Annotated in this window: 24 protein-coding genes; 17 read left to right on the forward strand and 7 right to left on the reverse strand. The window is 55.5% G+C overall.

What is annotated here, in order from left to right:
* Nucleotide 1: 1 nt before the first annotated feature.
* Nucleotides 2-628 (reverse strand): hypothetical protein, encoded by a 627-nt coding sequence (locus PUV54_RS13100; RefSeq protein WP_274492713.1) that lies wholly within the window; start codon nucleotides 626-628, stop codon nucleotides 2-4.
* Between the two features lie 345 nt (nucleotides 629-973).
* Between PUV54_RS13100 and PUV54_RS13105 the strand changes: the two genes are divergently transcribed.
* The 5 genes from PUV54_RS13105 to rpsI all read left to right on the forward strand — a co-directional run bounded on the left by PUV54_RS13105 (nucleotide 974) and on the right by rpsI (nucleotide 3,657).
* On the forward strand, nucleotides 974-1,252 hold the full coding sequence (locus PUV54_RS13105; RefSeq protein ID WP_274492714.1) for a hypothetical protein: 279 nt from the start codon (nucleotides 974-976) through the stop codon (nucleotides 1,250-1,252).
* A gap of 12 nt (nucleotides 1,253-1,264) precedes the next feature.
* Entirely contained in the window at nucleotides 1,265-1,426 is a 162-nt protein-coding gene (locus PUV54_RS13110) for a hypothetical protein (RefSeq protein WP_274492715.1), read from the forward strand.
* A gap of 385 nt (nucleotides 1,427-1,811) precedes the next feature.
* A complete protein-coding gene (locus PUV54_RS13115; protein ID WP_274492716.1) occupies nucleotides 1,812-2,522 on the forward strand; it encodes a hypothetical protein in 711 nt (236 codons plus the stop codon).
* Nucleotides 2,523-2,691: 169 nt separating this feature from the next.
* Complete coding sequence (gene rplM, locus PUV54_RS13120) at nucleotides 2,692-3,165, forward strand: 50S ribosomal protein L13 (protein WP_274492717.1); 474 nt, start codon at nucleotides 2,692-2,694, stop codon at nucleotides 3,163-3,165.
* On the forward strand, nucleotides 3,166-3,657 hold the full coding sequence (gene rpsI / locus PUV54_RS13125) for a 30S ribosomal protein S9 (RefSeq protein WP_420797876.1): 492 nt from the start codon (nucleotides 3,166-3,168) through the stop codon (nucleotides 3,655-3,657).
* Nucleotides 3,658-3,919: 262 nt separating this feature from the next.
* Here the strand turns inward: rpsI and PUV54_RS13130 are convergent, their stop codons facing one another.
* Together PUV54_RS13130 and PUV54_RS13135 are read right to left on the reverse strand one after the other, a co-directional pair.
* Nucleotides 3,920-7,723, reverse strand: coding sequence for a translocation/assembly module TamB domain-containing protein (locus PUV54_RS13130; RefSeq protein ID WP_274492718.1), 3,804 nt, complete (start codon nucleotides 7,721-7,723; stop codon nucleotides 3,920-3,922).
* The gene (locus PUV54_RS13135) at nucleotides 7,723-9,507 is read right to left on the reverse strand and encodes an autotransporter assembly complex protein TamA (RefSeq protein ID WP_274492719.1); all 1,785 of its coding nucleotides are present in this window, start codon (nucleotides 9,505-9,507) and stop codon (nucleotides 7,723-7,725) included. The genes PUV54_RS13130 and PUV54_RS13135 overlap by 1 nt, the downstream gene beginning before the upstream one ends.
* 256 nt (nucleotides 9,508-9,763) lie before the next feature.
* Between PUV54_RS13135 and PUV54_RS13140 the strand changes: the two genes are divergently transcribed.
* From PUV54_RS13140 to PUV54_RS13160, 5 genes are all read left to right on the forward strand, one after another.
* A complete protein-coding gene (locus PUV54_RS13140) occupies nucleotides 9,764-10,894 on the forward strand; it encodes a sulfotransferase family protein (RefSeq protein WP_274492720.1) in 1,131 nt (376 codons plus the stop codon).
* Nucleotides 10,875-11,945 (forward strand): hypothetical protein, encoded by a 1,071-nt coding sequence (locus tag PUV54_RS13145; protein ID WP_274492721.1) that lies wholly within the window; start codon nucleotides 10,875-10,877, stop codon nucleotides 11,943-11,945. Before PUV54_RS13140 ends, PUV54_RS13145 begins: the two co-directional genes overlap by 20 nt.
* Complete coding sequence (locus PUV54_RS13150; protein ID WP_274492722.1) at nucleotides 11,942-12,931, forward strand: NAD-dependent epimerase/dehydratase family protein; 990 nt, start codon at nucleotides 11,942-11,944, stop codon at nucleotides 12,929-12,931. Before PUV54_RS13145 ends, PUV54_RS13150 begins: the two co-directional genes overlap by 4 nt.
* A 48-nt stretch (nucleotides 12,932-12,979) precedes the next feature.
* Complete coding sequence (locus PUV54_RS13155; RefSeq protein WP_274492723.1) at nucleotides 12,980-13,840, forward strand: phytanoyl-CoA dioxygenase family protein; 861 nt, start codon at nucleotides 12,980-12,982, stop codon at nucleotides 13,838-13,840.
* A 101-nt stretch (nucleotides 13,841-13,941) separates the two neighbouring features.
* On the forward strand, nucleotides 13,942-14,424 hold the full coding sequence (locus PUV54_RS13160) for a universal stress protein (RefSeq protein ID WP_274492724.1): 483 nt from the start codon (nucleotides 13,942-13,944) through the stop codon (nucleotides 14,422-14,424).
* Here PUV54_RS13160 and PUV54_RS13165 read toward each other — a convergent pair.
* A complete protein-coding gene (locus PUV54_RS13165) occupies nucleotides 14,421-15,569 on the reverse strand; it encodes a glycosyltransferase (protein ID WP_274492725.1) in 1,149 nt (382 codons plus the stop codon). The two genes, PUV54_RS13160 and PUV54_RS13165, sit on opposite strands and share 4 nt — an antisense overlap.
* A gap of 88 nt (nucleotides 15,570-15,657) precedes the next feature.
* On the opposite strand from PUV54_RS13165, the gene hpnC reads away from it, so the two are divergent.
* The 5 genes from hpnC to PUV54_RS13190 all read left to right on the forward strand — a co-directional run bounded on the left by hpnC (nucleotide 15,658) and on the right by PUV54_RS13190 (nucleotide 20,183).
* Complete coding sequence (gene hpnC, locus PUV54_RS13170) at nucleotides 15,658-16,566, forward strand: squalene synthase HpnC (RefSeq protein ID WP_274492726.1); 909 nt, start codon at nucleotides 15,658-15,660, stop codon at nucleotides 16,564-16,566.
* Nucleotides 16,566-17,456 carry a squalene/phytoene synthase family protein gene (locus PUV54_RS13175; protein ID WP_274492727.1) on the forward strand — a complete coding sequence of 297 codons (891 nt, stop codon included), beginning with the start codon at nucleotides 16,566-16,568 and terminating at the stop codon, nucleotides 17,454-17,456. Before hpnC ends, PUV54_RS13175 begins: the two co-directional genes overlap by 1 nt.
* Nucleotides 17,453-18,727 carry a hydroxysqualene dehydroxylase HpnE gene (gene hpnE / locus PUV54_RS13180; protein WP_274492728.1) on the forward strand — a complete coding sequence of 425 codons (1,275 nt, stop codon included), beginning with the start codon at nucleotides 17,453-17,455 and terminating at the stop codon, nucleotides 18,725-18,727. The genes PUV54_RS13175 and hpnE overlap by 4 nt, the downstream gene beginning before the upstream one ends.
* 1 nt (nucleotide 18,728) lies before the next feature.
* Complete coding sequence (locus PUV54_RS13185; protein WP_274492729.1) at nucleotides 18,729-19,253, forward strand: hypothetical protein; 525 nt, start codon at nucleotides 18,729-18,731, stop codon at nucleotides 19,251-19,253.
* A gap of 129 nt (nucleotides 19,254-19,382) precedes the next feature.
* A complete protein-coding gene (locus PUV54_RS13190; protein WP_274492730.1) occupies nucleotides 19,383-20,183 on the forward strand; it encodes a phosphorylase family protein in 801 nt (266 codons plus the stop codon).
* 161 nt (nucleotides 20,184-20,344) lie between these two features.
* Here PUV54_RS13190 and PUV54_RS13195 read toward each other — a convergent pair whose 3' ends face one another.
* The 3 genes from PUV54_RS13195 to ispH all read right to left on the reverse strand — a co-directional run bounded on the left by PUV54_RS13195 (nucleotide 20,345) and on the right by ispH (nucleotide 23,156).
* Nucleotides 20,345-20,875 (reverse strand): hypothetical protein, encoded by a 531-nt coding sequence (locus PUV54_RS13195; protein ID WP_274492731.1) that lies wholly within the window; start codon nucleotides 20,873-20,875, stop codon nucleotides 20,345-20,347.
* A gap of 67 nt (nucleotides 20,876-20,942) precedes the next feature.
* On the reverse strand, nucleotides 20,943-22,106 hold the full coding sequence (gene hpnH, locus PUV54_RS13200; RefSeq protein WP_274492732.1) for an adenosyl-hopene transferase HpnH: 1,164 nt from the start codon (nucleotides 22,104-22,106) through the stop codon (nucleotides 20,943-20,945).
* A 42-nt stretch (nucleotides 22,107-22,148) separates the two neighbouring features.
* Entirely contained in the window at nucleotides 22,149-23,156 is a 1,008-nt protein-coding gene (gene ispH, locus PUV54_RS13205) for a 4-hydroxy-3-methylbut-2-enyl diphosphate reductase (RefSeq protein WP_274492733.1), read from the reverse strand.
* A 247-nt stretch (nucleotides 23,157-23,403) separates the two neighbouring features.
* Here ispH and PUV54_RS13210 point away from each other — a divergent pair, with 247 nt between their 5' ends.
* Both PUV54_RS13210 and PUV54_RS13215 read left to right on the forward strand, forming a co-directional pair.
* Complete coding sequence (locus tag PUV54_RS13210; protein WP_274492734.1) at nucleotides 23,404-24,063, forward strand: hypothetical protein; 660 nt, start codon at nucleotides 23,404-23,406, stop codon at nucleotides 24,061-24,063.
* Between the two features lie 125 nt (nucleotides 24,064-24,188).
* On the forward strand, nucleotides 24,189-25,076 hold the full coding sequence (locus PUV54_RS13215; RefSeq protein ID WP_274492735.1) for a polyprenyl synthetase family protein: 888 nt from the start codon (nucleotides 24,189-24,191) through the stop codon (nucleotides 25,074-25,076).
* Nucleotides 25,077-25,419 lie beyond the last annotated feature (343 nt).

Raw genomic sequence — 25,419 nt, forward strand, 5'->3', positions numbered from 1 at the left:
ATTACTCCGTATCCGGTTTAGTTTCTTCTGAGGCTGTATCGCGCCGCCAGCGATATACACGGTTGGGGCGCCACTCGCCATCGGCGATTGTATAACTTTCTGTGACATGGGTGTTGGCGTCAGGGTTATAGGCGATGTGGCCTTGCATGGCGGGCGCACTGGTTGCGCCATCGGGCGGGTAAAAGGTTTGAACGGTTTTCATTTTATCGTCTTCCCGCCAGATGACGCCAAGACCGATTGCGCCGCCAAACCCGAATTGTTCGAGAACGGCTTTGCCTTCTCCCGCATGCCAATACTGGCGAAAGCGCCAGAAATCGCCGGTCTCTTCCCCGTCTGTCATGGCGAATAGACGGCCAGTCATGGAGTTGGCGTATCCTTTTTCCCAAACGATAACGTAGGACTCCATGGGTTCGTTCTCGCTCATATAGTCCGCGTTCGATGTTACCCACCGTCCGCCATCCCGCGTCAGGAAGTCGATGTCATCGAGATACCATTGGGGCGCCGGGATCGAGGCAGCGGGTGGGGCCTCGCGCTGCAGGGTGAGGGTGGCTGAAGCATTCGGACTGTCACCCGTCGCATAAGCGAAGGATGAAGAGAATAACGTAATCAGCATAGAAAATAGGCGCATAGTGATGATCCTTCCGTCCCGAAATTAAGTTTGCGCCCGTTTCCGAACTTCGAGCGATATTCCGGCGTGGTCAAGGCGGCGTTGGAAGACCAGCCTAATCCGCATCCTTTTTGGGTTGTTGCAAACTTAATTATTACAATCATTGGTTGTAAGTCTTTGCCAATTCGGTTATAGCATCGCGCCATTCGCGTAGGCGCTCATCCGCGCCGTGACCAATTCAGTCAGCTTGGGGGACATATGCTGTTTCGGGAGAAGCCGCGGACTGACCGGCGTTGGGAACCGGTTGTCCCGGATTATGCGCACAGGGCGCGAAAGGATAATGCGGCGAACAAAGCGACCTCAACCATGTTCAATGCTTTGGCCATAGGATTTATCAGCGCCGCTGTTTTCGTGCCGAGCGGCAGAACTGCCGCGAACTATACCGGCAGCGCAGAATCCGTTGGCGGTGTAGATTCGCCGCTGACCACGTTGCGTCTCATCATACAGGGCGAAACGCAGGAATTGATGGGCGTGCCCTTCGGGCTCTCCGTCCTCGAACCTGTGGCGCCAATAATACCCTATCTCTTCATCTTTATTGGCTTCCTGCTCCACCTCATGGCGAGAGCGGCAGCCAATCGCGCTTAAGGAGGATTGCAGATGACCAACGATATAACGGTGCTTATCGCAGCGCCGCTGATTGTGCTGGTGATGTCGTTTTTATTGTTGAGACTAACCCGTCAGCGCGGGGAGGGAGATCGTGGCGCAAGCCATCCGGCTAAGCAGTACCGGGAGTGGAATTTCCGGGAGCCAGGACAGTAACACTCAGTATCATTAGCTGACCGATTATTGACGCCGGCATGGCTCAGTCCGCGCGAATTACTTTCCGATTCGGCGAATATTGTTGGCATGTCTGCACCGAATCAAAACCGATGCTTTTCTGATTGGAAGCCTCAATTCGGATGTCAAACAGGTAAGCAGGGTTCTCGAATGAATTCAGCTTAGCCATCAAACGAATTCATTTTCCCCAACCGCGAATCGCAAGATATTCCCAATGCTTTGCTGCAATGGGCTTTCGTGGCTCGGCAAGCACCCCCGCGAAAACTTTGCAGCTTCAGCGCAACTGTTTGCGGCTGTTGATGACGCCAAAAAGCTTAGTGGCGACGGCAGGCGCGGGCGGCGAGTAACTTTTTTATGGGGAAGTACTATGTCGATTATTCGGCTTTTCGTAACGTCTGTATTTGCTGCCGGGCTGCTCGCGGCGCCGGCCAACGCAACAACTTTTATCTTTAAATCCGGCGGCGCATTTATCGATATGCCAACCGGCAATGTCGCTATGGATTGCGGCACTGTCGGCGCTGACCTGTGTACGGATGACGACACGCTCGGGTTTGATTATTCCAAGGACGGCGTCAGCTTTAACGCCAGCGCTTATCAATATACGGATGATACTTACGCCAGCCGCGACAAGACGCTGCTGATCCAGGATATTTCGCCTGAGAATTCCGGGCTTGGGGCGTTTTCTGAAAACGACCTCAAGAATGACCAGACGCAGTTCAACTCGCTGGAGTCGATCGAGTTCGTGTTCAACGAAACTGTGTCTCTGACCAATTTTGAATTCAACGCTGGCGATGATCTGGACTGCTCGTCCGGCGCCCATACGGAGGGCCCGTGCGGCGATTTCGAACTGTGGATCAACGGCGCCTTGTTCGCCACAATCACGGCTGTCGATTTGCTGACCGATGTGTTCACCGGCATGACCTTCGAATTCAGGGCCATTACGCCGGATGCCGGCTTCGCTATCGCCCAGTTCGAGGTGGTCAACGAGGTGCCCATTCCTGGCGCGATACCGCTGTTTCTTGCCGGCATGGCGTGGTTGCGGTTTTCAAGCCGTCGCCGCAAAAAGAATGCTAGCTAACTTGCCCATATTCAGGCGGTAATTTAATACCACATAAATAATCGTCTGATTTCAAACAATTTCTCGGAAACCTGTTGACGAAACCGGTTTCCGGCGGTACCTGCCGCGCTTCGAATTGCGAAGCGGGCGGGTTATCGGCCGTTTTGCCTCAAGATTTCAGGAAAGACCCATGAAAACCTACGCCATGAAGCCGGCGGAAGCGGCGGACCAGAAAAACTGGATCCTGATCGATGCAGAAGGACTTGTTGTCGGCCGCCTTGCATCAGTCATCGCCACACGCCTTCGCGGCAAGCACAAGCCTGCCTACACGCCGCATGTGGATTGCGGTGACAATGTTATTGTCGTGAATGCGGAAAAGGTTGTCTACACCGGCCGCAAAATGAGCGACAAAAAGTTCTACTGGCACACCGGATATCCCGGCGGCATCAAGGAACGCACGATGGAAAAGCTGCTTGGCGGCGCCCATCCAGAACGCGTGCTGATGAAGGCCGTTGAGCGGATGATGCCGAAAGACTCGCCACTTGCCCGCAAGCAGATGACGAACCTTAAAATCTATGCTGGCGCAGAGCACCCGCATGAGGCGCAAAGCCCCGCCAAACTCGACGTCGCCGCGATGAATTCCAAGAACCAGAGAGACGCCTAAATGAGCACGACATCCCTTGAAGACCTGAAAGACGTCGCCGCTGAAGCTGGCGTTGTTGCAGCGCCTGAAGAAGAAGCGGTGCTGCCGGAGCCGAAAATTGACGAGCTTGGCCGCTCTTACGCGACGGGCAAGCGGAAAACCGCGATTGCTCGCGTCTGGATCAAGCCGGGCGCCGGGCGCATCTCCGTGAACGGCAAGGATCATACGGACTATTTCGGCCGCGCGGTGCTGCAGATGATTATCAAGCAACCGCTGGTCGCTGCTGAACGCAATGATCAGTTCGACGTGGTTTGCACCGTAACGGGTTCAGGCCCCTCTGGTCAGGCTGGCGCCGTTCGTCACGGTATTGCCCGCGCGCTGACATTCTACGAGCCAGGTCTGCGGTCTGTGCTGAAAAAGGGCGGTTTCCTGACCCGCGACAGCCGGACGGTTGAACGCAAGAAATACGGCCGCAAGAAAGCCCGCCGTTCGTTCCAGTTCTCCAAACGCTAATCGGCGTATTGGGTCCAATTTTGGTAACGCCTCTCGAAACCGGGTGACGTTTCCAAACGGTAATAATTGGGGAAAAGCCGTAAGCCAGCTTTTATGCGGTTTGCGGCTTTTTCTTTATCAGATCGGTAATGTTTGAACGGGCTTATGTCCGAACGTTAATTTGAGAATTTTGGGGCTCTACGCGACATTACAGTTCTCCCACACACAGTTTCCCATAAAACGCCGTCTCTGAAAAATGAGGCGGCGTTTTGGTTTGGGGGGGTTAGAAATCTCTTTCCCAGTTCGCTGAAACGGTCTGGTCGCCAGTCTGTTCCAGTTCAGTCTCGACTGTAATGTTGTCGGTGATTTCGTATTTCACGCGCACCGCCCCGTTCTTGCCTTCGGCGTCCTGGGTCGCCGAAACGAAAAATCCGTCCGCCACGTATTTACCGACCGTCAGCGACCCGCCGCCGTTTTGAGGGTCGATATCGACATTCAACAGATCGAGCCCGACAGCATTGCGCAGGCGCCCGGTGATGCCTTCGCCGCCAAACGGGCCAATGCCGCTGAGCGAGGCCAGTGCTTCGGCGGCTTGCAGGGACTCAAAAGGCGACAATTCCTGCGCCGGCTTGCCGAAAAGAATAAGCGACATGACATCTTCCTGCGGCAGCGACGGCGTCGATTGAAGCGAGATAGACGGTTCTTGCGCCCGTCCGGAAATGACAATCGCAGCCGTTACGCCGTCTGACGTGTCATGTTCAGCCCGAATGTCGAGAGAAGGGTTGTTCACTGAAATCCGATCAAATCTGATAGCGCCGCGCGTTAAATCAAACCGCCGCCCGGAAAAATCGAGCCAACCGCGACGCAAGGACAAATTGCCGGTGATGACCGGACCTTCGCGTCCGTTATTGGCGTCGACATTCGCCGACCATTCGCTTTCAAGGCCGCGCCCGCGAATGAAAATACGATCATCCGCCGTCAATTTGATCGCGTATGCAATGCCGGAGTTGCGTTCTTCCGCGACATTGTCCGGCATTGGGCCGTCATCGTTGTAAGAAACAACTTCAATGTCCACGAGGCCGGTGCTTTCCGGGGTGATAATTTCCGCATCAAGCTCGTCAACGGTGATCTCACCATTCGCTTCCAGCCCGTCAAACGGGCCAGCAATTTTTAGAAAACCATTGGCCCTGACTGTGTTGATGGGGTGCGCGGACATCTCCGCATTGTCGAAATCTACATCAAGATTGATGCGGGAACTCTCGCCAACGGTTAGGTCTCCGCTAAACGTAATCGAATCTTCACGCGACTGATCAGCGCCGCGTGCGCCGCCCATAAACGTAACGATGCTTTGGCCGCCTGTGTATTCAGCCTGAGCTTGCGCGTGCAGACCGGCAAGTGAAAAGCCGGAGCTCAGTTCAGTATATGCGCCTTCGCTCAGATTGGCGCTGCCCGATAGGTCAGGGGCGCTTGTGTCGCCGCCAAGGTTGAAATCCGCCGTGAGTTTTCCTTCCATAGTCTGAAGGCTTGGCGGCAGGTAGGCGGCGAGAGCCTGAATGTCGCCGTCGTAGCGAACAAAGCCATCGAGCGCGCCATCCGTACTGATGCCGACCTTCGGCGATCTGGTCAGTGCCGCAGGCAGGACGATGCGCATATCAATTTTCTCGTCAGCATCATCATCAGTAAGCGTCAGGGTTGCGCCATCCCACAGGGCGTTACCGGCGATTGATGCTTCCTCCTTGTTCAGGAGCAATGAACGCAACATGAAATCGGCGCGGGCTGGCGTTTCAGCATTGGTGTCGAGCTCCAAAGTCATTGTGACCTGGCCGTCAGCGCCCGGAATGTTGACGCTTTGGAGTCGTGCATCGGCCAGCCAATGATCGTTTGAAAACGCGCCGTCGACTGAAATTGCGCCATTGCTCCCATAGGCGAGGCGAATGTTATCCAACTTGACGCCATTCTGAAGTGTGATCGTCGCGGCTTCTGTCAGGCGGGCGCGGTTGTCTGACACCAGCGCCTCGAACTGCGACAAAAGAATTGTGAGGGTGTCTTGCAGGTTGAGTTGAGCGCTAATGTCATAGTCAGCAATTTGCGGCGCGCCCGGTGCGGCGAACGCGCTTCCGGAAATTGCGACATCGACCGCACCCGGCGGTCCTTCGGCCGTAGCCTTAAAACCGGTAACAGAGATGTCATTTACAGATAAGTTCTCTGCATTGGCATTCAGATTGTTGAGAGCGCCGTCGCGAGAAACGACACCCCTGACCTCAAAGTCGCCCAGCATGGTGACGCCGGGCCAGGGCTGGGCGTCATCTTGCCCTTGAAACGCCAGATCAAGATTTGCCGTCTGTGGTCCCGGATTGAAGTCGCCGGAACCTTCGAGCCGAAACCCTTTGCCGGCGTAGAGTATTTTTGGTGCGCGGATTAATCCGTTTTCGGAGGACCTCAACTGTGCTTCAAGCCTGCGGGGCGCGCCATTGCGCGCTGTCGCCAGGATGTCGCCTGTAGGTAAGGACGGTAGACCGGCGAATTGTGCGTCTATGACCATGGGCGGGAGAGCTCCGTCTGAAAAAGCAAGCTGAGGCGTTTCGAAATTCGCCGTCAAACTGAACCGCTCTGCCGGGCCTGAAAGGTTGAGGTCACCTGTTACCGGGCCGTCTGCGATTACGTCGGGAGCAATCGTACGAAGCGCTTCGCGGCTGATGTTGAAATCCCCAAACGTCGTGATGGCACTGTCAGTGAAAGCGTATTCCGCGTTTCCGCTAAACGCGGCGCCATCATTTGTTGCGAAGCTTAAATTTGCAGCACGGATGGACCGGTCAAGGTCAGCGTCGATGACTGCGTTGGCTTGCGCGCCTTGCGCCAGGAAAGCCGGTAAGGCGTCACTCCCGTTTAGAACAGCGGAAAACTCACCGGATAGTTTTCTTCCTAAATCTGTTTGGCCATTTAGAAGATCGATGCGGGCGCGACCAGAGCTGATGGCGGCAGTCAGGCCGTAATCGTCGCGGCGCCAGTTGAGTTGTGCTGAAAGATTAACGGTTGAGCCAAGATAGGTTTGGATGTCGTTGCGATAGGATTCAGCTAGGCTGACGTCCAAAGCTGTTGAGAGTTGATCGACTTCGCCTCCTGGCGCGCGCCAGCGCAGGTCGCCTGAAATCGTTCCGGCAGCAGATGTGAGTGAGCGGATGTTGAGTAACCCGTCATTTCCTTCAAGGGCGAACCTGGCATCCAGCGAGACAGGTTCAGAAAGTTCAGATATCTGAGCCAGTCTGTCTCCAGCAGCAAAATCAACTTTCAGATCGGCGCCATTCAAGCGGTTGAGGTCGCCAGCAATGGCGGCGTTGAGATCGCCATATTCGCCAACCACGCCTGTGATTGTGATGGCGGCGTTATCAATTGCGCCGTCGCCAGCCGCAGTGATCCGGAGCGGTCCTTCTAATCCCAGCAGGGACGCAATGACGCCTTCAACCTCGGCGATAAGCGTGCCGTCGAGATAGAACTGATTTTCCAGCGGTGTTTTTTCGAGCGTGACATCCGCCTGATCGAAGCCGCCGCTGCTCGTCAACGTAATGCGCAGGCTTATATCGGGACCGTTGAGCTTGACTGAGCCTGTGCCGTCAAGGCGCTCGGTCTGTCCATTCACCTCGGCGCGAAGGTCGGAAAGATTGAATTCCGCGACAGACAAATTGGGAGCGCTGATGGAAAGATTTAGCGGCTCGCTGTCATCGGTGTCGGTTTCCCGTTCGGGAGGATTGCGCAAGAGATACGCGCCTTCAACATCAGCGAGATCGACGACGATCCGTTTTCGCAGTAATGCAAAAGGACGCCACCGCAATTCCAGACGGCGCACAGTCGCCCATGGCGATCCAGCGTCGTCAAAGGTTACGTCCTCAATAACGATGTGACCAGGCGGCGAGCCGTCAAAGCGGCCAATCTTCACTTCAGAATTCAATGCGCCGCCGAGCTGATCTTCGATCACAGTGGATAGCATTGTCCGGCCCGGCGGCGTGTGAAACAGGCCGACCCAAAGCAAAGCAATGAGCGCGAGTAAAGCGCTAGCAATTACTGCTGATATGATGGCTGCGCGCTTCATTAAAACGGCTGCCCCAATGCGATGTAAATCTGGAAGTCAGCGTCGCTTTCACGTTTGTCGAGCGGGAAGGCGATGTCGGCGCGGATGGGTCCGATGGGCGTGATGTATCTTATGCCGCCGCCATAGCCGATAAAAAATTCATCATTAAAACTGGGAACGTTGCTCGATGAAACCGACCCGGCATCGACAAAGCCGGCGATTTGCAAATTGTTGATGACCTTCACGCGTGTTTCGATCGCTCCGTCTACGCGCGATAGCCCGCCGATGGGATCATTGTCAGCGTCCAAAGGGCCTGCTTCCTGAAATCCATAACCCCGTACCGATCCGCCGCCGCCAGCGTAATATCGCTTGTTGAGTGGCAAACTGACGAGTGAGTTGCCGAAAGTCGCTCCGAGCGCGGCGCGGGCAGCGAGCGTAACGCGTTGTTCCTCCCCAAAATGAACCCGCCAGCGGGCGGAGATTTCGCTTTGGGTGAATGTTTCAGACCCCGTGTAAGGCGTGACTGTCCATGACGCACGAAATCCCTCAGTAGGATTGAGAAGATCGTTTTCCGAATTCCAGATCACCGACAACGGCGTCGATATAAAGTAGTTCCGGTCTTCAACGCCGTCGGCGCGAACATTTGACGTCTCTAACGCAATCGCGCCGCGCGTTTCCAAATTGTCCTCAAGCCATTTCTTCGAAAGACCGGCGGAAAGTTTCAAAGACCGTGCGTCAAACGCATCCGTCGTTTCATTCACGAACGCGGCGCTTGCGAACGCCTGGCTGTCCAGTCGCGGCATGGGACGCGTAATGCTTGCATTCACCGACTGTTCAATTTCAGAAGCGCGCAGTTCAACGCGGGCACTTTCTGCGTAACCGAAAACATTGCGGTGTTCGAAATAAAGACGGCCGCCCGGACCTTCCGCCGTTGAGTAGGAAACGCCAGCGCCAATCGTTCTTTGTTTGCGTTCTTCCAGTCTGACGATCACTGGCGTAACGCCGTCCTCTCCGGGTTGGCCAGGCGAAATGTCGATAGTCGCGAAGAGATTGGTCTCGCGCAGTTTGTCGTAGTATCGGGTCAGTTTCGAGCGTTCGAACTCTTCACCTTCCTTCCATGTCTTCATGCGTCTGATGAAGGCGGCGTTTGTTTTCTCAGCGCCGCTGACCTGCGCGTCACCAAATTTCGCTTTTGGTCCGCTGCGAAAGACGAAGATAGCGCTGGCCTCCGCCGTCTCGAAGTTGGCGATCGCCCGCCGCGTAACGATTTCCGCCGCCGGATATCCGCTTTCCCAGAGGACGTTCAGAAATTCCTGCTGCCGCGCTTTCAGGGAAGCCCCGTCGGCTTCGCCGCTGGTCTCAATGTCTGCATCTCTGAAGGACGCTGGCCGGCCTTCTGCTTCGTCTTGATAGAGAACTTCATATTCGGAAATCCGAAAGGCAGGCCCTGTGTCAATCCGATAAATGATTTCCGCCTTGCCGCCGTCTTCGGCAGGAACGAGGTCGAAATCGGCTGATCCGGCGTAAAAACCTGCCGCCTGAAGCGCCTTGTTGAATTCCTCCACATCGCGGCGCGCGGCCCGGCGCAGCGCGGCGGCGGTCGGATATTCGCGAACGCCTTTCATCAACTCCGAGATGAGTTCGAGCTTAGATCTCAGACCATTGTCAGCGCCTTCGATGGAAGCGGTATAGGTGTCTGCCGCGCGAACCGGAGAGAAAACGCTGCAAAACACCGCCATCATCACTATCGTGAGGGCGGGTATTTTATTAATAAAATCAATTAACTGGCGCTGGTTACGCAACATGATCTCGTTCTATGCGCGCCTTTCCGCGGGCTTGTCAGGCGGGCAGGCCGTTTTCTTGTAAATTCATTCGCCGCAGCGTCTCACGACATGGTTAACCTTGTGCTGCGAACGAGCCGCTTCAAGACAGGAAAATCATGCGCAACGCCTTATTTCATCTCATTTTTTAATGCGTTAACAGGGCCGGAATATGGCCGTGCGTCAAAGACTGCGCTATGCCCATTCTTTAGCGATAACACCACATGAGGCGGATCATTCCATGGCCCATCCGTTGAGCGGCGCAAATATCGGCACACTGGCGACGGTGACGGGGCGCTCAGGCTTGCCCAGTCATCCCCTCCAGGGACTGGGTGTCGGGCTCGCCGCCATAGGCCGCTGGCCGGTTTCCACCGTTGAAAAACTGGTGATTGAAAGCAAACTGCCCAAACTTGAGGATATGCCGCCGCCGGTTTTCATCCTCGGCCATTGGCGTTCCGGCACGACCCATCTTTACAACATCATGTGTGAGAGCGGGGAGTGGGGTTACGTGCCGCCGGTGGCGACCGGACTGCCCTGGGACCTGTTCGGCATCGCCAAGGTGTTCAGTCCGCTGCTTGAAAAGGCGCTGCCGGAACATCGTTACATAGACAACATCCCGGTGACGCCGACCAGCCCGCAGGAAGACGAAATCGCCATTGCGAACATGTCTGAAGCGTCATTCTATCACGGCATCTATTTTCCCCGCGCCTTTGCTGAAAATGTCATGCGAGGACTATTCTTTGATGGTTGTTCTACCGCCGACATACGAAGCTGGCGTAAGCAGTTCACCTATTTCCTGCGCAAGCTGTACCTGCATCAAGGTGAAAAACCATTGCTGATCAAAAACCCTGTCTACACAGGCCGGTTCGCCATGTTGCGCGAGATGTTTCCGGAAGCAAAATTCATACACATTCACCGCAATCCATATGATGTATTCGTTTCCATGCGGAATTTTTATAAAAAACTTCTCAAGGAGTTTGCGCTTCAAGGTTACGATCACGTGGACATCGATGAGACGATCCTGACCGTCTATGACCGGATGATGCGCGATTATGAACGCGACGCCATGGATGTTCCGGAGGAAAACCTGGTGGAACTGCGCTATGATGAGCTCGATGCAGATCCGATGGGAGCAGTTTCCAAGGTCTATGAAGCGCTGTCATTGCCCGGTTTTGATGCGGCGCAGGATAAATTTGAGCGCTATCTTGCATCCGTTTCGACGTTCAAGAAGAATAAGTTCGATTATTCCGATGAAGCAGCCGCCAAAGTAGAGGCGCGTCTGGGCTACTTCATTGAAAAATGGGGATATCAACGGCCCGGCGGCAAGGGCGGTTTGGATACGGGGGCGCGCCATGGGGAAGACGCAGCTTAAATTTGCGGTGATTTTGGGGTTTGCAGGCCTAATCTCCTGCAGCGCACAAAATGTGGGTCCTGCGAAATTCGCACACAATGTCTGCCGTCATGTCAGCATTTTAGATGACGTGACCCTCAAGCCTGTTCTGGGTGCGGAGGATCTTGCGCTTGATGAGGCCAATGGGCGATTGTTCATTTCGGCTTATAATCGTCGCGCTGCCGAAAAAGCATCAAAAAGAAATGGAGCCGCACCGCCATCAGGGGGGGTCTATGCTGTACCATTGGATGCGCTGTTTCAGGCCGGCGGCCAGCCAGTTTATGCGGCGTCGCTTGCTTCCCCGGGGGAGTTCAGCGGCGGATTACGTCCTCACGGCATTCATTACGATAAGACGAATAAAGAACTGGTATTCATCAACAGAACTTATGCACGCGACGGACGGAAGTGGCGCATGGAGCCGGTTTTGCAGCGCCTCGGCGCTAATGGCGAGGTTTTCGTTGGTGCGGCACAGACAACACATTGCGCGGCTAATGACGTCGTGACCAACGAAGGCGAAAATCTGGTCTCTTTCGATCATGCGTCTTGCGGCATTGGCGCCGGCTTTGAAAATATTTTCCGGTTAAAGCGCAGCGGTTTGATGAATGATCGGAGTATCGTTTTTAAGAAAGCGTTATTCGCAAACGGTCTTGCGCAGACGGTGGATGGCGATTTTGTGCTGGCGGCGACGCGGGAAAACGCATTGCTGGTGCTGGATAGGAACAAACATGAGATCAAAACTCGCATCGACCTACCGGGCGGGCCGGACAATCTTAGCGTATCGGCTGAGGGCGATATTATCGCGGCGGTGCATCCGAAAATGCTGAAACTCGCGTTCAACCGCAAGCTTGGCTGGGGCCGGGCGCCATCGAGGATCATTAAGGCCGACCCTCAAACTGGCGCCATCGATATTCTTTTCGACGATCCGAAAGGCGCGTTATTCAGCGCCGCAACGTCCGCCGTGAAGGTGGAGCAGGGATTGATTGCGGGTTCGGTAACGGATGAGGGATTGCTGGTCTGCCGGGAGAAATCGTGAGCGGCGTTACTCTAGTTACCGGCGGTGCGGGCTTTGTCGGAAAACATCTCGTTACGAAACTGCGCGCCAAGGGCGAACGCGTTCGTTCATTCGATCTTGCGGCTCCCTTACATGAGGATGATTTTCAAGGATCGATTGCGGAACCAGGCGATGTGGAACGCGCCATGGAAGGGGTTACGAACGTCTTTCATCTTGCGGGCAATGCGCAATTATGGGCGAAAGACCTTTCCATCTTTGATCATGTAAACAGACAAGGCACGGCATGCGTAGCCGGTATTGCGTTGAATAAGGGCGTCGAACGCTTTGTTCACTGTTCGAGTTTGACCACGCTTGTCGGTACCGAGACGCCAATCGGCGCATCATTTGCCGACGAAGGAACAATCCATTCCAGCGAAGACATGATTGGCGCCTATCCGCGCTCGAAACGCTTAGCAGAACTTGAGATCGAGGCCTTCACGGCCAAGGGACTGGATGCGGTGATCGCGGCGCCGACCGAGCCGCTTGGTCCGGGCGACGACGGCATGACGCCGCCAACGCAGATGCTGCTCGACTTCGCGAATGGCAAAACGCCAGCCTACATTGATTGCATCTTGAATTTTGTCCCCGTTGATAGTCTTGCCGATGGGTTGATTGCCGCGCGGGATCGGGGGCGGCGCGGCAACCGGTATGTTCTGGGCGGCGAAAACATCGCCATGAAAGAGCTGCTCGCCATGGTCGAGCGCTTAACCGGGCGTCCCGCGCCAAAAACGAAAATGCCGTATTGGGTGGCGTTATTGGCGGGCGCCGTTGACACGGCGGTTGTGTCGTCGATTACCGGCAAGCCCCCAAAGGCGCCGCTGACTGGCGTGCGGCTAGCCGGGCGGCAGGTCTCATTTTCTTCCGACAAGGCGGCGCGCGAACTTGATTGGCGCGCCGCGCCCGTTGAGCCGGCGCTCGCGGCGATGTTCGAGTGGGCAAAGGACAAAGGACTGCTCAAGCCGGTTTAAGCCGTCACAAAAACACGGCATCATCATGAGCAGGAAAAGGAAATGCTCATGGAAAATACCGCATTATCAAATGACCTTGATCAGTGGTTAGGGGCACATTCTTTCGAAGACTGGCGTGCGCAATTCGACCGTGATGGATACATCATATTTGAGAACGTACTGGCTGCGGAGCAAGTCAAAAATATTCGGGACGCTCTGAATCCCTATCTTGATCAGAACATTAAAGGCCGAAATGAATTCGAGGGACGCGATTCAAATCGCGTCTACGCCATGCTGGCGAAGTCGCCTGTCTTTGCTGATCTCGTGACACATCCGCTGGCGTTGAAATTCGTTGAAGCAGATCTTGGTGAAGACTGTCTTTTATCCGCCTGCCTTGCCATCAAGCTTCACCCCGGTGAAACGGCGCAGCCTTGGCACTACGATGACAGTCATTACCGTTGGCCGCGCCCGCGTCCTTCACTTGGCGTTTCAACCTTCTGGGCAGTTGATCCGATGACGGAAACGAACGGCGCCACCGAAATTCTTCCCGGCAGTCACCTGTGGGGTGACGAGGATGTTAACGGCGCCATCACGGAGACTGATTTTAGCCGGGATGCCCGCCGCGAGGGCGATCCCGGCGCCCATCCGGGTGCTGTAAAAGCCGTAATGCCAGCCGGTTCGCTCATGATCGCCAAGGGCACTTTATGGCATCGTGGCGGCGCGAATGTATCTGACGCGCCGCGTCTGATAATCACGCCGCAATATTGCCCAGCATGGACGCGCCAGCTTGAAAATATGCTGCTCGCGGTGCCGCCGGACGTCGCCAAAACCCTGCCGCAACGGGCTCAGGAACTACTCGGCTATTCGATCTGCGCGCCTTTTATGGGCTATGTGGACGGACGGCACCCAAAGCGGCTCCTGGAGCGTTAAAAAATATTCAGAACAAACAGCGAAAACTGTGCGCTTTGAAGCGGTTAAATTCCACGCGCTGGTGTTTATATTTAATGTAGAAACAAAAACGGAGTGAAGCGATGAAGTTTCAGAACATTATCGCGGCAGTTGCGGTTGATGACGATCTTTCAGAGGGCGTTATCCTCGCTGCCAGATCATTAGCGAAACGGGATGGCGCGCATTTGCAAGTAGTCAGCGCGTGGCCTTTGCTCAGCACGACAATCGCTACCTTCAGCGGCGAGGCTGCGGCGAATTCGGCGGTTGCTGCGGAAGCAATCACTGAACGAAATCGCGAAGGGCGACAAACCACAGAGCAAAAGCTTGGCGAACTGGCGGCGAAATATGCGCCAGGCGCCAAATGGGTGCTTCTCGATGGCGAGCCTGCCGATGAGATTGCTGAATACGCCAAGGATCAAGGAGCGGACCTGATCGTCACTGGATCTCACCAGCGCGGTTTCTGGCAGACCCTGTTTCAGGGCAGCGCCTCTCGCGATCTCGTCCGTGAAGCGCCGTGTGCGGTTTTCCTTGTGACGAAAAAGTTCGCAGAGAGCCAAAAAGGCTAGCTATAGGTTCGGCCTTTCCACTGGCCGCCTTCGCCGCGCCAGTAACGCATGGCGGACGACACCGTCATTGCCGTGTAAAGCGCGCCAGCGGCCGGCAACAATACAGCTTCCCATGGCGCGCGGCCATAAAGCCGTAACGTCGGCCAGTAGGTATAAGCCATCAGTCCGCAGGTAATCAGCGCGTAGAACAGGGCGGAAAAATTCCAGTGAAAGAATATTGTTAGCAACACGAGCGGTGCCGCCAGATACACGAGCGCCATGCCCATTACGGTCCCGAACAGCAACAGCGGCGAATAGCCCAATTGGGCATAGGCGGTGCGCGCCACCATGTTCCAGATTGATGACAGCTCGCGATTGTCGCGCAGACTAACGGCTTCTGAATCAGCGATTCCCAGCCAAATTCTGGTTGAAGGCGTGATGTCCTTAATGGCTTTAGCGAACGTGCAATCATCGATGAGCGCGCCTTTTATCCGTTCAATACCCCCAATAGCCTCGATTGCGTCACGGCGCACCAGCATGCACCCGCCTGCCGCCGCCGCGAGATTGTCATCTGGATCGTTAGCGCGTGGAAACGGATAGAGTTTCTGAAAGAAATAGATAAACGCCGGTATCAGAAACGACGCCCATGGCCCACGCGAGTCGAGCTTCGCCATTAGCGATGTCAGTGCGAGCTTTTCCTTTTCCGCTTTCGCCACGAGCCGCGTTAACGTGTCAGGCGACAATTGAATGTCTGCATCTGTGAGCAAGACATATTTAGCTTCAGGTGAGAGTTTACTTGCTTGCATCAGGCCGTTGTGAATCGCCCATAGCTTGCCGCTCCATCCGTTGGGCAGATCAGGCACAGATACAATTTCAAGCCGGTCGCTATCACCAGCCGCTGCCGCGATCGTAGCCGTGCCGTCCGTCGAGCCGTCATCAGCGACGATGACGGAAAAACGGCCGGGATAGTCGGCGGCCACATGCGCTGAGATGACCGCGCCGATGGTTTCCGCCTCGTTTCGGGCAGGGATTACCGCGACAACTTCCGGCCAGTTCTCAGGTTCCGGCGCATCGGTCAGCCGTTCTGAAGCCCGCCAGAAATTCCCCTGCAGGAAGGTTAGCCATAGCCAGGCCAAAAGCGACAGAAAGGCGATAAATGTAAGCATGTGACACGCGATTTAGCCCGCGGCGCGGCAAAGCGCAAAGCGGCGATAGAGCGCTTGGAAAATAGTCCGAAATCCGTAAGGTGCGCCCATGTCAACAAGCCTTCATACGCCAGTTTCATCTCCTTCGTCTGAGCCATCTCCGGCAGGCGCCGAGACCCCTTCCGGCAAAGGGGCGAAGGACGAGAATTTTCCCGTCGGTTCTTTCCTCCTGCCGAAGCATTTGCGGCCTCATGTGGCCAAGTACTACGCTTTCGCTCGTGCGATCGATGACATCGCCGACAATGGCGCGCTGTCGCCGGAAGACAAGATCAAACGGCTGACCTCGTTCGACGCTGCGTTAAAAGGCGAACCCGGATATGGTGGCGAGTATCAAAAAGCGCATGACTTGCGGGAAAGCATGAAGGAGACAGGCGTCACGACCAAACACGGTTCCGATCTTGTCGCCGCCTTTATCCTCGACGCCGAAAAAAGCCGTTACGCATCCTGGGAAGAATTGCTCGGCTATTGCGAGCTTTCCGCCAATCCTGTGGGCCGTTATCTTCTTGACCTGCATGGAGAGGATAAGTCTGGTTACCGGTATTCAGATGCGTTGTGCACAGTGTTGCAGATCGTCAATCATTTGCAGGATTGCGGCGATGACCGGCGTGAGTTGGATCGCATTTACATCATTGAAGACTGGCTGAAGGAAGAAAACGAAGATATTACGGTAGTCGATCGAGATGCTGTATCTCCGGGCTTTCGAAACGTTATGGATCGAATGCTGGACGGCTGCGAAAGCTTGATGAGCGATGCGCGCAAACTGCCCTCGGCCCTGAATTCTAAACATCTGGCGATGGAGTCCGCAATTATCGTTCGTCTTGCCGAGCGGTTGATTCAGTTATTGCGAAAGGGCGACCCGCTCGCAAAACGCGTCGCCCTGAATAAAGTCGACTTTGCCTCAGCCGGATTGCGCGGCGCGGCCGCGGGCTTTTTCGAGGCTGGCAGGGGCGCTGCATAATGACTGCGCATCCTGCTATCTCGCCGGAAGAGGCGCGCCAGCACGCCTTTGAAACCGTCAAGCGCTCGAAAACATCGTTCGGTCCCGGCATGCGGATATTATCAAAACCGCGCCGCGAAGGCATGTACGCCGTTTATGCCTTTTGCCGCGAGGTTGATGATATTGCAGATGAAGGCGGCACGCTTGACCAAAAGCGAAAAGCGTTAGCCGGATGGCGTGCGGAAATTGATCGCCTTTACCGGGGCGTTCCGGAATACCCGACAGGCGTTGCGCTTCTCGAGCCCGTCGAAAAATTTAATCTTCCCAAAGACGAATTCTTTTTGATGATCGAAGGGATGGAGATGGACGCCGAAGGGCCGGTCGTGGCGCCGGGCCTTGAAGCGCTTTTTGCTTATACGCGCCGCGTCGCCGGCGCAGTCGGGCAACTCTCCATGCCGATCTTCGGCGCCCCGGCGGGTAAAGTGTCGGATGATTTCGCCATTTCGCTGGGCGATGCATTGCAGTTCACAAACATCCTTCGCGATATAGAACAAGACGCTGGCGAAGGCCGCCTTTATCTGCCGAAAGAGTTGTTAGAAAAACATCACTGCCCGATGACGCCGGATGAGATCGCCGACGCGCCGGGCCTGCCCGCATTGCGCGAAGATATGGCGAAAATAGCGCGGGAGAAATTCTCTCATGCGCGCAACGCGCTAAAGTCTCTCGACTGGAAAATATTGCGGCCGGCGCTTTTGATGATGGGCGTTTATGAACGCTATCTCGACAAGATGACCGCGCGCGGCTGGGATAACGGCCAGCCGCGCGTCACCATACCCAATCATGAAAAGGCGATGATCGCCATGCGCTGGCTGGCCGCGCCGAAACTGGAAAGACAAGAGGCGCACGCATGAGCCGGGTTCATATTATCGGCGCCGGGCTTTCCGGCCTTGCGGCGGCAGTGCGCCTTATCGAAAATGACATGAAGGTCACCGTTTATGAAGGCGCGGGGCAGGCGGGTGGTCGTTGCCGCACGTTCTACGACAAGCACCTTGAACGTGAAATCGACAACGGCAACCACCTGATTATGTCGGGCAACAAGTCGGCGTTGTCTTACATGCAGCGGATTGGCGCGGAAGACCCGCTCACCGGCCCGCCATTCGCCATGTATCCCTTTGTTGATGTGCAGTCCGGCAAACGCTGGACGGTGCGCATCAATGAAGGGCCGATCCCGTTCTGGGTCTTCGACAAACAATGGCGCGTGCCGGACACAGGCGTCATGGATTACGTCAAAGCGGCCGGAATTGCCTTTGCAGATAAAGATAAAACCGTCGCAGAGGTCGTTGATCAAAAAAGTCCGCTCTATGAGCGTTTCTGGGAGCCGCTGACGCTGGCGGTGCTGAACACCACGCCCGCGAAAGGCCAGGCAAAACTGTTGTGGCGCGTCATTCGCGAAACGTTTCTGCTGGGCGGTCAGGCGTCAATACCGCTGACGGCGCGGACGGGTCTCGGCCATGCTTTCATCGATCCGGCGGTTAAGTTTATTGAGCAAAACGGCGGCGTGGTGCGACTCGGCGCGCGCGTGCGCAGCGTCTGGATGGAGGGCGGCGAGGTGACGACGCTTAACTTCGCCGATGAAACCGTGACGCTCGAAGAAGGCGACAAGGTTATCTTCGCCATTCCGCCGACACGGCTGAAGGACTTGTTGCCTGATGTCGACCCGCCCGAAGACGACGCCAGCATTTTGAATATCCATTATCGCATGGCGAAGCCTGTCCCGACCAAGGCGTTGGGCGAGGGACCGTTCATCGGCATGATCGGCTCTGACGGACAATGGGCGTTCGTGCGCGATGATGTCATTAGTCTGACGACATCAGCGTCAAATGCAATTGGTACGGACGACCGGCCCAATGACGACGTGGTGGCGAAAATCTGGCGCGAAACGCAAATCGCGCTTGATCTCGGCAATGAGGAATACGAACGCGTTCGCGTGATCCGCGAAAAACGCGCAACGCCCGATCAGTCGCCTGCCGGCGCGCGCAAACGCCTCAAACCGGATACTCAATGGCGCAATCTTTTCCTCGCCGGCGATCATATCGACACCGGCGTGCCCGCAACAATTGAGGGATCGATCAGGTCGGGTGAGAGAGCGGCTGAGTTGGCGACTACTGTTATGGGCAAATGAAATGGACATTGTTGAAGTAATGTTACCCGGGGTTTTGGTTGCAGTTTTGTCTTATTCTCTTGTTTTTTTGTTGAAATCATCAGGTTCAAAGAAAGTTGAGGAAGATAGCGCTGGTAGCATTCGCCTTTCCTATTCTCCGGGGCTCCATGTCTATGGCGGACTAATGGTGCTGATGCTTAGTTTTGGTTGTGCATCGGTCATATTGCCTTTCTGGCTTGATATGGAAGGAGCTGGATCATTGTTTGTATTCATGGGAGTTGCAATAATTTTCATGGCTTTATGGGGGATTTATGCCGGATACGGTGGGCGAGTAAGTTACAGCGATGATGGCGTTACTTACATAGGTATAAGGCGAACAACTCAGTACACGTGGGATGATATAGAATCTCTGCAAGATGGTATATGGGCGCAGTACATGAAAACGAAAGATACAAAACTGGTACTGTCAAAAACACTTACTGGATATCAACAATTTTCTGCTGAATGCGCAAAAAGAGGAGTGCATATACCATCAACAAAAGTTTGATGGGTAATAATAGCACTACCATCGGAAAGTCAGAGTAATGGTTAGATGCAAGTCTGCATGTGCTGAATTTGAATTGCATGCCATCTTAGGTTTGTGTCAAGAAACTGATGAAGAGAGACAGGAGCCATTGTGCCAAGCTTTATCGGCGTCATCTGCGGACTGAAATCCGAAGCGGCGGTCGTTTCGGCGAGCGTCGATCAATCAAAAATCCGCATCGGCGTCTCGGGCGCCAACGCCGCGCGTGCGGAAGAAATCGCCAAAGAATTATGCGAGCAGGGCGCGAGTGCGATCATATCCGTAGGTGTTTCCGGGGGGCTCGATCCGGCGCTGAAGCCTGGCGATCTGATCATTGGAGAGACCGTTATCGCCGATGACGGGTCAGTATATGCGAGTGACCGGTATTTGATGGCGGCTATTCAATCCGCTCACCCCGGCGAAAGCCGGGGTCCAGAAAAATCCGGCAGGATGGATCCCGGCCCGGCCGCAAAGCGGCCAAATCAAAAACAGCGCGCCTTCGCGCGCGGGCGCCGGGATGTCCGGAGTGGGTACAGATTTGCAAGTCTTTTCGGCGCGGATGAAATCATCGACAGCACAACAATAAAATCTGCACTGTATCATAATCACGGGTGCCTCGCGGTCGATATGGAAAGCCACGGCGCGGCGCGTGCGGCGGCGCGGGCCGGGGCGCCGTTTCTCGCTATCCGCGCGATCGCCGACCCGGCGGACCGCGCATTACCCAAAGCCGCGCTTAATGCTGTCGCATCGGACGGTTCAACACGCGTGTTGCAAACGCTTGTGGCCGCGTTGCGCGACCCCAAGCAGTTTCCGGAATTGATGAAGCTTGGCGCCGACAGCGCCGCTGCGACGAAAACGCTGCGCCGCGACCTCGGCCCGCTTTTTGAAATCTTGTTCAAAAACCTAGACGTTTAAATCTGCTTGTAGATATCTCGATCTATCAATCCCCGCTCACTCCGGCGCAAGCCGGGGTCCAGTCGGACAAACATGTCGGGCTTCGCCCGGCTTTATTTCATTCGCTGGATCCCGGTTTTCACCGGGATGAGCGGTGTGGATAACGCGAACCGCAAAAAGTTCTAGCTCGCCGGACAGGGGGCCGTTTCTGGCGAAGGATATTGACGGCGCACCTGCGTCACCCGCTGCACCCCGCTTTCATCAGGTTCCCAGGCGTAAAACTCCACCCACTTTCCTTCATTGGCGGCGACGCGCAAAAAGCTCCAGAGATCGGGCGTCGCCGGCGCGGCAAAACCTTCCGATGTCGGAACAAGCACGGGCGTTGATGACGGCGAAATGATGATTCCTGATTTTGTGACGCCAAAATAGTAATCGTCGCCAGTTGGCGTTTTTGCAAAACCGGAATGAACGTAGTCGGTCGTGAACGCGATGTAGCGCAGTTCCGTAATGCACATCCTGATCCAACCGCCATCGCCGCTGGTCGGTGGAACCTCAAACCCATCGGGATTAGTTCGCGGCGTGGTAATGCGGGATGCGATGGCGTCACGCACCGTATCGCGAGCGGTTGGCGCGGTATTTTCGGGCGCGGGCGCAGCAAGGCTCGCAGAAGCAACAAAAGCGGCGGCGGCAGTCGTAAACAACAAATGTCTCATTGAATAACTCCCCGTTTAGTAACAGGGCCATTCAATCACTCTTTTGCTGTGGCTGAAAGCCTTGAGGTTATGCAGCGACCTCGGCTTTTTCTTTGTCCTTGGCCGCCGCTTTTTTCTCGTTTTTGATTTTCGTCATCTCAGCTTCAACGAGTTCCTCGTGCACGTCTTCGGCCGGACGAGCGTTTGTAAGATCGATTTCCGGCGCCATCGGGCCTTCGGTCCTGATCTTGAACATGTTCGGGATCTTGAACATTTTGAACGGGTTTTTCACCGCGTCCATTGCGGCCGTCGGTTCATAGCCGCAATGGGCCATGCAGTTCGAGCACTTCTCATATTTGCCAGTGCCGTACTTATCCCACTCGGTTGTTTCCATCAGTTCCTTGAACGATGACACGTAGCCTTCGCCGAGAAGGTAGCATGGTTTCTGCCATCCGAAGACGTTGCGCGTTGGCGAGCCCCAAGGCGTACACATGTATTCCTCATTACCGGCGAGGAAGTTCAGGAACAGCGACGAGTGTGACAGGTTCCACTTGCGGCCCCGCTCCTTGCCGATTTTGAAGATGTCTCGGAAAAGGTTCTTCGTTTTCTCACGTGACAGGAAGTGTTCCTTGTCTTCCGCACGCTCATAGGCGTAGCCCGGTGAGATCGAAATGCCGACGCCGAGATCGGTGGCGAAGTCGAGATAATCGGCGACCTGCTCCGCCGTCATATTGTCAAAGATCGTCGCATTAACGTTGACGTTAAAGCCTGCGTCCTGCGCTGCCTTGATCGCTTTGATTGCGATCTTGAACGTGCCTTTCTGATCGACCGCATGGTCGTGCTCTTCTTCAAGCCCATCAAGGTGCACGGAAAAGAACAGGAATGGCGACGGCTTGAACAGGTGCAGTTTTTTCTCGAGCAACAACGCATTGGTGCAAAGAGAAACGAATTTCTTACGCGCGACGATGCCTTCAACGATTTCGCCGATTTCCTTATGGATCAGCGGTTCGCCGCCGGGCACCGCGACAACGGGCGCGCCGCATTCGTCTACGGCGTCGAGGCATTCCTGCACCGAAAGGCGCTTGTTGAGGATTGGCGCCGGGTAATCGATCTTGCCGCAGCCCGGGCAAGCGAGATTGCAGCGGAACAAAGGTTCCAGAAACAAAACCAGCGGATATTTGTCACGGCCCATAAGCGTTTGCTTCGCCACATAGGCGCCGACGCGGACTTGCTGATGGAGCGATACTGACATGTTGTTTCTCCGGACGATTTGGTTGTTTCAGTCTTCTTGCGTTCAAGCGGTAGTAACGGCCCAGGCTTCCATAGCGTCTTTCGGGCGCTCGACGTCTGAAAGCTCTTTAGGCAGTTTGAAATGGATGTTTTCCTGAACACCGTCGAGGGTTTCGACGGTGACGGTCCTGTAATTGCGCACGCGTGCTATAGTTTCCTGCACCAGTGTTTCAGGCGCTGAAGCGCCGGCGGTGAGACCGACGGTTTTGACGCCTTGAAGCCAGGCCGGGTCGAACATCGACGCATCTTCGATCAAATAGCTCGGAATGCCGAAGTTCTCGCCGATTTCGCGCAAGCGGTTTGAGTTCGAGCTGTTATGTGCGCCGACGACAAGCAACAGGTCCACCTGTTTCGCCATGGCGATGACGGCGGTTTGCCGGTTTTGTGTTGCGTAGCAAATGTCACGCGTGTCAGGACCGATGATGCTGGGGAAGCGTTTTTTGAGCGCCGCGATGACGTCTTTTGTATCATTCACGGACAATGTGGTCTGGGTGACAAAGGCGACGCGCTCGTCGTCAGCGACACTCAGCCCGGCGACGTCTTCGGGTTCTGAAATTACATGCACCGTACCCGGAATTTGGCCCAACGTGCCTTCGACTTCCGGGTGGCCGATATGGCCGATCAGCACAATGTCATAGCCTTTTTCAGCGTAGCGGCGGCCCTCTTTATGAACTTTCGTCACCAGCGGGCAGGTGGCGTCAATGACGTCCAGCTCACGTACCAGGGCGCCGTTCTCAACCTTTTTGGCGACGCCATGAGCAGAAAAGACCGTAACCGCGCCGGTCGGGATTTCGTCGATTTCCTCGACAAAAATCGCGCCGCGTTCGCGCAGCGTATCAACGACGAATTTGTTGTGAACAATCTCGTGGCGGACATAGACGGGCGCGCCGTATTTTTCGAGCGCGCGCTCTACGATATCGATGGCGCGCTCAACACCAGCGCAGAAGCCGCGCGGCTGGGCGAGCACGACCTTGATTTCTTCATTGTTAGACGCTTGCGCCCGATCGGACATGGAGACGCCCCCTCGCCACTACTAAAGATTCTACCAGAACGCGCGTTATTTCATGGGCGCGCTGCGGCGACAACCGCATATTCGCCAATCTATAACGGTTGTTGCGCTGCGGTGCAAAATAACCTCGGCGTTTTCGCCCCGAGATTCAAGCCCCGGAGCGTAACTGTGACCCATCCGTAACGGCCCTTGGCGGCAACAGGCCGCTCGTGTAGCCTCTAGCGCGGGGTTACGGGCAGGGGATCACGTCATGTTTCAAATGTTTTCCGGCGGCGCGGCCGCTGAGCAAAGCTGGCCGCTTTCGAAAGTGGTGGCCGCGCTAGAGGCGCAATTCGGATCACTGGAATCGCTGGGCGAAGACGGCCCGCTCAAGGTCTTTGGTGTTGAGGATAATGGCGTCAATTTCGTTGTTGCGGTGATGCAGACGGGACCGGACACGGGCAAGATCTCCGAGCTTGGGTTTCTCGCCCGCTTTGTCGGTTTTCCGGTCGATATCCGTCTGGTCGAGGCGCTTAACCGCAACCTTCATATCAGCATGGCCTCGCTTGAGGGCAGCGATTTGTTTCTGATGGCGGGGCTGGCGATTACCGGGGCCTTTGACGCCGGTCAGTTCAAACTGATTATCCAGCAGTGGCGTCGCGACCTGATGATGACGCTGCACGGTCTTTCGGATGAGAGCTCATCACTGGCGGCGGCTTTCCCAGCGGCGCGGATGGAATCGGCGCGAAACTTCGCCATGAATGTGGCGCCGGCGCCAACGGATAATCGTCCGGTTGATATGCTGTCGAGCTTCCTCGGCGGTAACGCCAAGAAAGCCATCTGTGCAGACTGCGGCGGGCGCGGCAAACGCGGACTAATCGCGCGCATGTGCGGCGAGTGCGACGGCTCAGGGTTTGTGACGCGGCGGTAGAGATAACGCGCTAGCTTGGGTTCACAATTGTCATCGCCGGCTTTATGCCGGCGATCCAGTTTTACCCCCCAGATTGCTCGATGCCCGGGACACGCCCGGGCATAACACGGAAAAAGAAGAAACGAATGTCTGCATTTGAAAGTACAATAAAAGAAACCGCCGCTCTTATCGAAACGGCGCTTGATGACTTTTTACCCCAAAGTGACGGGCCATTGGGGCGAGTTGTCGACGCCATGCGCTGGGGCGCGCTCGACGGCGGTAAGCGGCTGCGTCCGTTCTTAGTGATTGCAGCGGCGGACATGTTCGATGCGCCGCGTGCGCGCTCAATCCGTGTCGGCTGCGCTGTTGAGATGATCCATTGCTATTCGCTGGTTCATGATGATCTGCCAGCGATGGATGATTCTGATCTGCGCCGGGGGCGGCCGTCGGTGCATAAAAAGTTTGATGATGCGACAGCGATCCTAGCTGGCGACGCTTTACTCACCCAGGCATTTGAAATTCTGGCCGAGCTGGAAACCCACCCCGACGGCAATGTGCGTTGCGCCGTGGCGCTGGAACTTGCCCGGGCCTCCGGCAAGGCTGGCATGGTGGGCGGTCAGATGATTGACATCTATGCTGAGCAAAAAGATTTTGACCTTGCGGGCGTCACTCAATTGCAGCGGCTCAAAACCGGCGCGCTGATACGCTTTGGCGCGGTCGGCGGCGGCCTGATTGCTGAGGCCTCAAGTGATGAAGTGGCGGCGCTGGCGGCCTATGCCGAGGATCTTGGCCTCGCGTTCCAGATTGTTGATGACATTCTCGATGCGACGGCGGATGCAGAAACCCTCGGCAAACCGGCGGGGCAGGATGCGGAGATGGACAAAGCGACGTTCATCAAGCTGCTCGGCATGGATGGGGCCAAGTCAAAAGCGGCGGAACTTGTGGAGCGGTGTAAATCTCACCTCGACCCGTTTGGCGACGCCGCCGCGCCGCTCAAAGGCGCCGCTGATTTTGTCTTTGAACGGAAGAGTTAAGTGAATCTCGTGCGTCTAGGCCGAGTTCTGCTATTTTTAGCTGCGTTTCATGCGCGCGGAACGATTTGCAAGTGACTGTCTGGATTGGCCCTGAAGTCACGAGCGAGAAGGTTCAACTAGACAAGTGTGGTGAAGCTGTATTTCCACTTTCAGCTTCTCGAACACAGATAACATTCAACTCCAAAATTTCTTGCGAAGGCATGCTAACGCTGATTTATGAAAAAAAAACGCTTTGATATCGGCTATATCACAACAGGGTTTGATCTTCTGATTTTTGAGGTTGATTTTGACGGGGATTCTTTAACGCACCGAAATTCGAAAGACGTGCATAATTAAAAGTATT

Origin of the sequence: Hyphococcus flavus (assembly GCF_028748065.1) — a bacterium.
Classification (GTDB): Bacteria; Pseudomonadota; Alphaproteobacteria; order Caulobacterales; family Parvularculaceae; genus Hyphococcus; species Hyphococcus flavus.

Bases quoted from the DNA above. Each gene is read 5' to 3' on its own strand.
- PUV54_RS13175 (WP_274492727.1), top strand. From the start codon at position 16,566: ATGACTGCGCATCCTGCTATCTCGCCGGAAGAGGCGCGCCAGCACGCC.
- PUV54_RS13110 (WP_274492715.1), top strand. From the start codon at position 1,265: ATGACCAACGATATAACGGTGCTTATCGCAGCGCCGCTGATTGTGCTG.
- PUV54_RS13185 (WP_274492729.1), top strand. From the start codon at position 18,729: ATGGACATTGTTGAAGTAATGTTACCCGGGGTTTTGGTTGCAGTTTTG.
- rplM (WP_274492717.1), top strand. From the start codon at position 2,692: ATGAAAACCTACGCCATGAAGCCGGCGGAAGCGGCGGACCAGAAAAAC.
- PUV54_RS13140 (WP_274492720.1), top strand. From the start codon at position 9,764: ATGGCCCATCCGTTGAGCGGCGCAAATATCGGCACACTGGCGACGGTG.
- PUV54_RS13105 (WP_274492714.1), top strand. From the start codon at position 974: ATGTTCAATGCTTTGGCCATAGGATTTATCAGCGCCGCTGTTTTCGTG.
- PUV54_RS13210 (WP_274492734.1), top strand. From the start codon at position 23,404: ATGTTTCAAATGTTTTCCGGCGGCGCGGCCGCTGAGCAAAGCTGGCCG.
- hpnH (WP_274492732.1), bottom strand. From the start codon at position 22,106: ATGTCAGTATCGCTCCATCAGCAAGTCCGCGTCGGCGCCTATGTGGCG.
- PUV54_RS13165 (WP_274492725.1), bottom strand. From the start codon at position 15,569: ATGCTTACATTTATCGCCTTTCTGTCGCTTTTGGCCTGGCTATGGCTA.
- PUV54_RS13215 (WP_274492735.1), top strand. From the start codon at position 24,189: ATGTCTGCATTTGAAAGTACAATAAAAGAAACCGCCGCTCTTATCGAA.
- ispH (WP_274492733.1), bottom strand. From the start codon at position 23,156: ATGTCCGATCGGGCGCAAGCGTCTAACAATGAAGAAATCAAGGTCGTG.
- PUV54_RS13115 (WP_274492716.1), top strand. From the start codon at position 1,812: ATGTCGATTATTCGGCTTTTCGTAACGTCTGTATTTGCTGCCGGGCTG.
- PUV54_RS13155 (WP_274492723.1), top strand. From the start codon at position 12,980: ATGGAAAATACCGCATTATCAAATGACCTTGATCAGTGGTTAGGGGCA.
- PUV54_RS13160 (WP_274492724.1), top strand. From the start codon at position 13,942: ATGAAGTTTCAGAACATTATCGCGGCAGTTGCGGTTGATGACGATCTT.
- PUV54_RS13100 (WP_274492713.1), bottom strand. From the start codon at position 628: ATGCGCCTATTTTCTATGCTGATTACGTTATTCTCTTCATCCTTCGCT.
- PUV54_RS13195 (WP_274492731.1), bottom strand. From the start codon at position 20,875: ATGAGACATTTGTTGTTTACGACTGCCGCCGCCGCTTTTGTTGCTTCT.
- PUV54_RS13145 (WP_274492721.1), top strand. From the start codon at position 10,875: ATGGGGAAGACGCAGCTTAAATTTGCGGTGATTTTGGGGTTTGCAGGC.
- rpsI (WP_420797876.1), top strand. From the start codon at position 3,166: ATGAGCACGACATCCCTTGAAGACCTGAAAGACGTCGCCGCTGAAGCT.
- hpnE (WP_274492728.1), top strand. From the start codon at position 17,453: ATGAGCCGGGTTCATATTATCGGCGCCGGGCTTTCCGGCCTTGCGGCG.
- PUV54_RS13130 (WP_274492718.1), bottom strand. From the start codon at position 7,723: ATGAAGCGCGCAGCCATCATATCAGCAGTAATTGCTAGCGCTTTACTC.
- PUV54_RS13135 (WP_274492719.1), bottom strand. From the start codon at position 9,507: ATGTTGCGTAACCAGCGCCAGTTAATTGATTTTATTAATAAAATACCC.
- hpnC (WP_274492726.1), top strand. From the start codon at position 15,658: ATGTCAACAAGCCTTCATACGCCAGTTTCATCTCCTTCGTCTGAGCCA.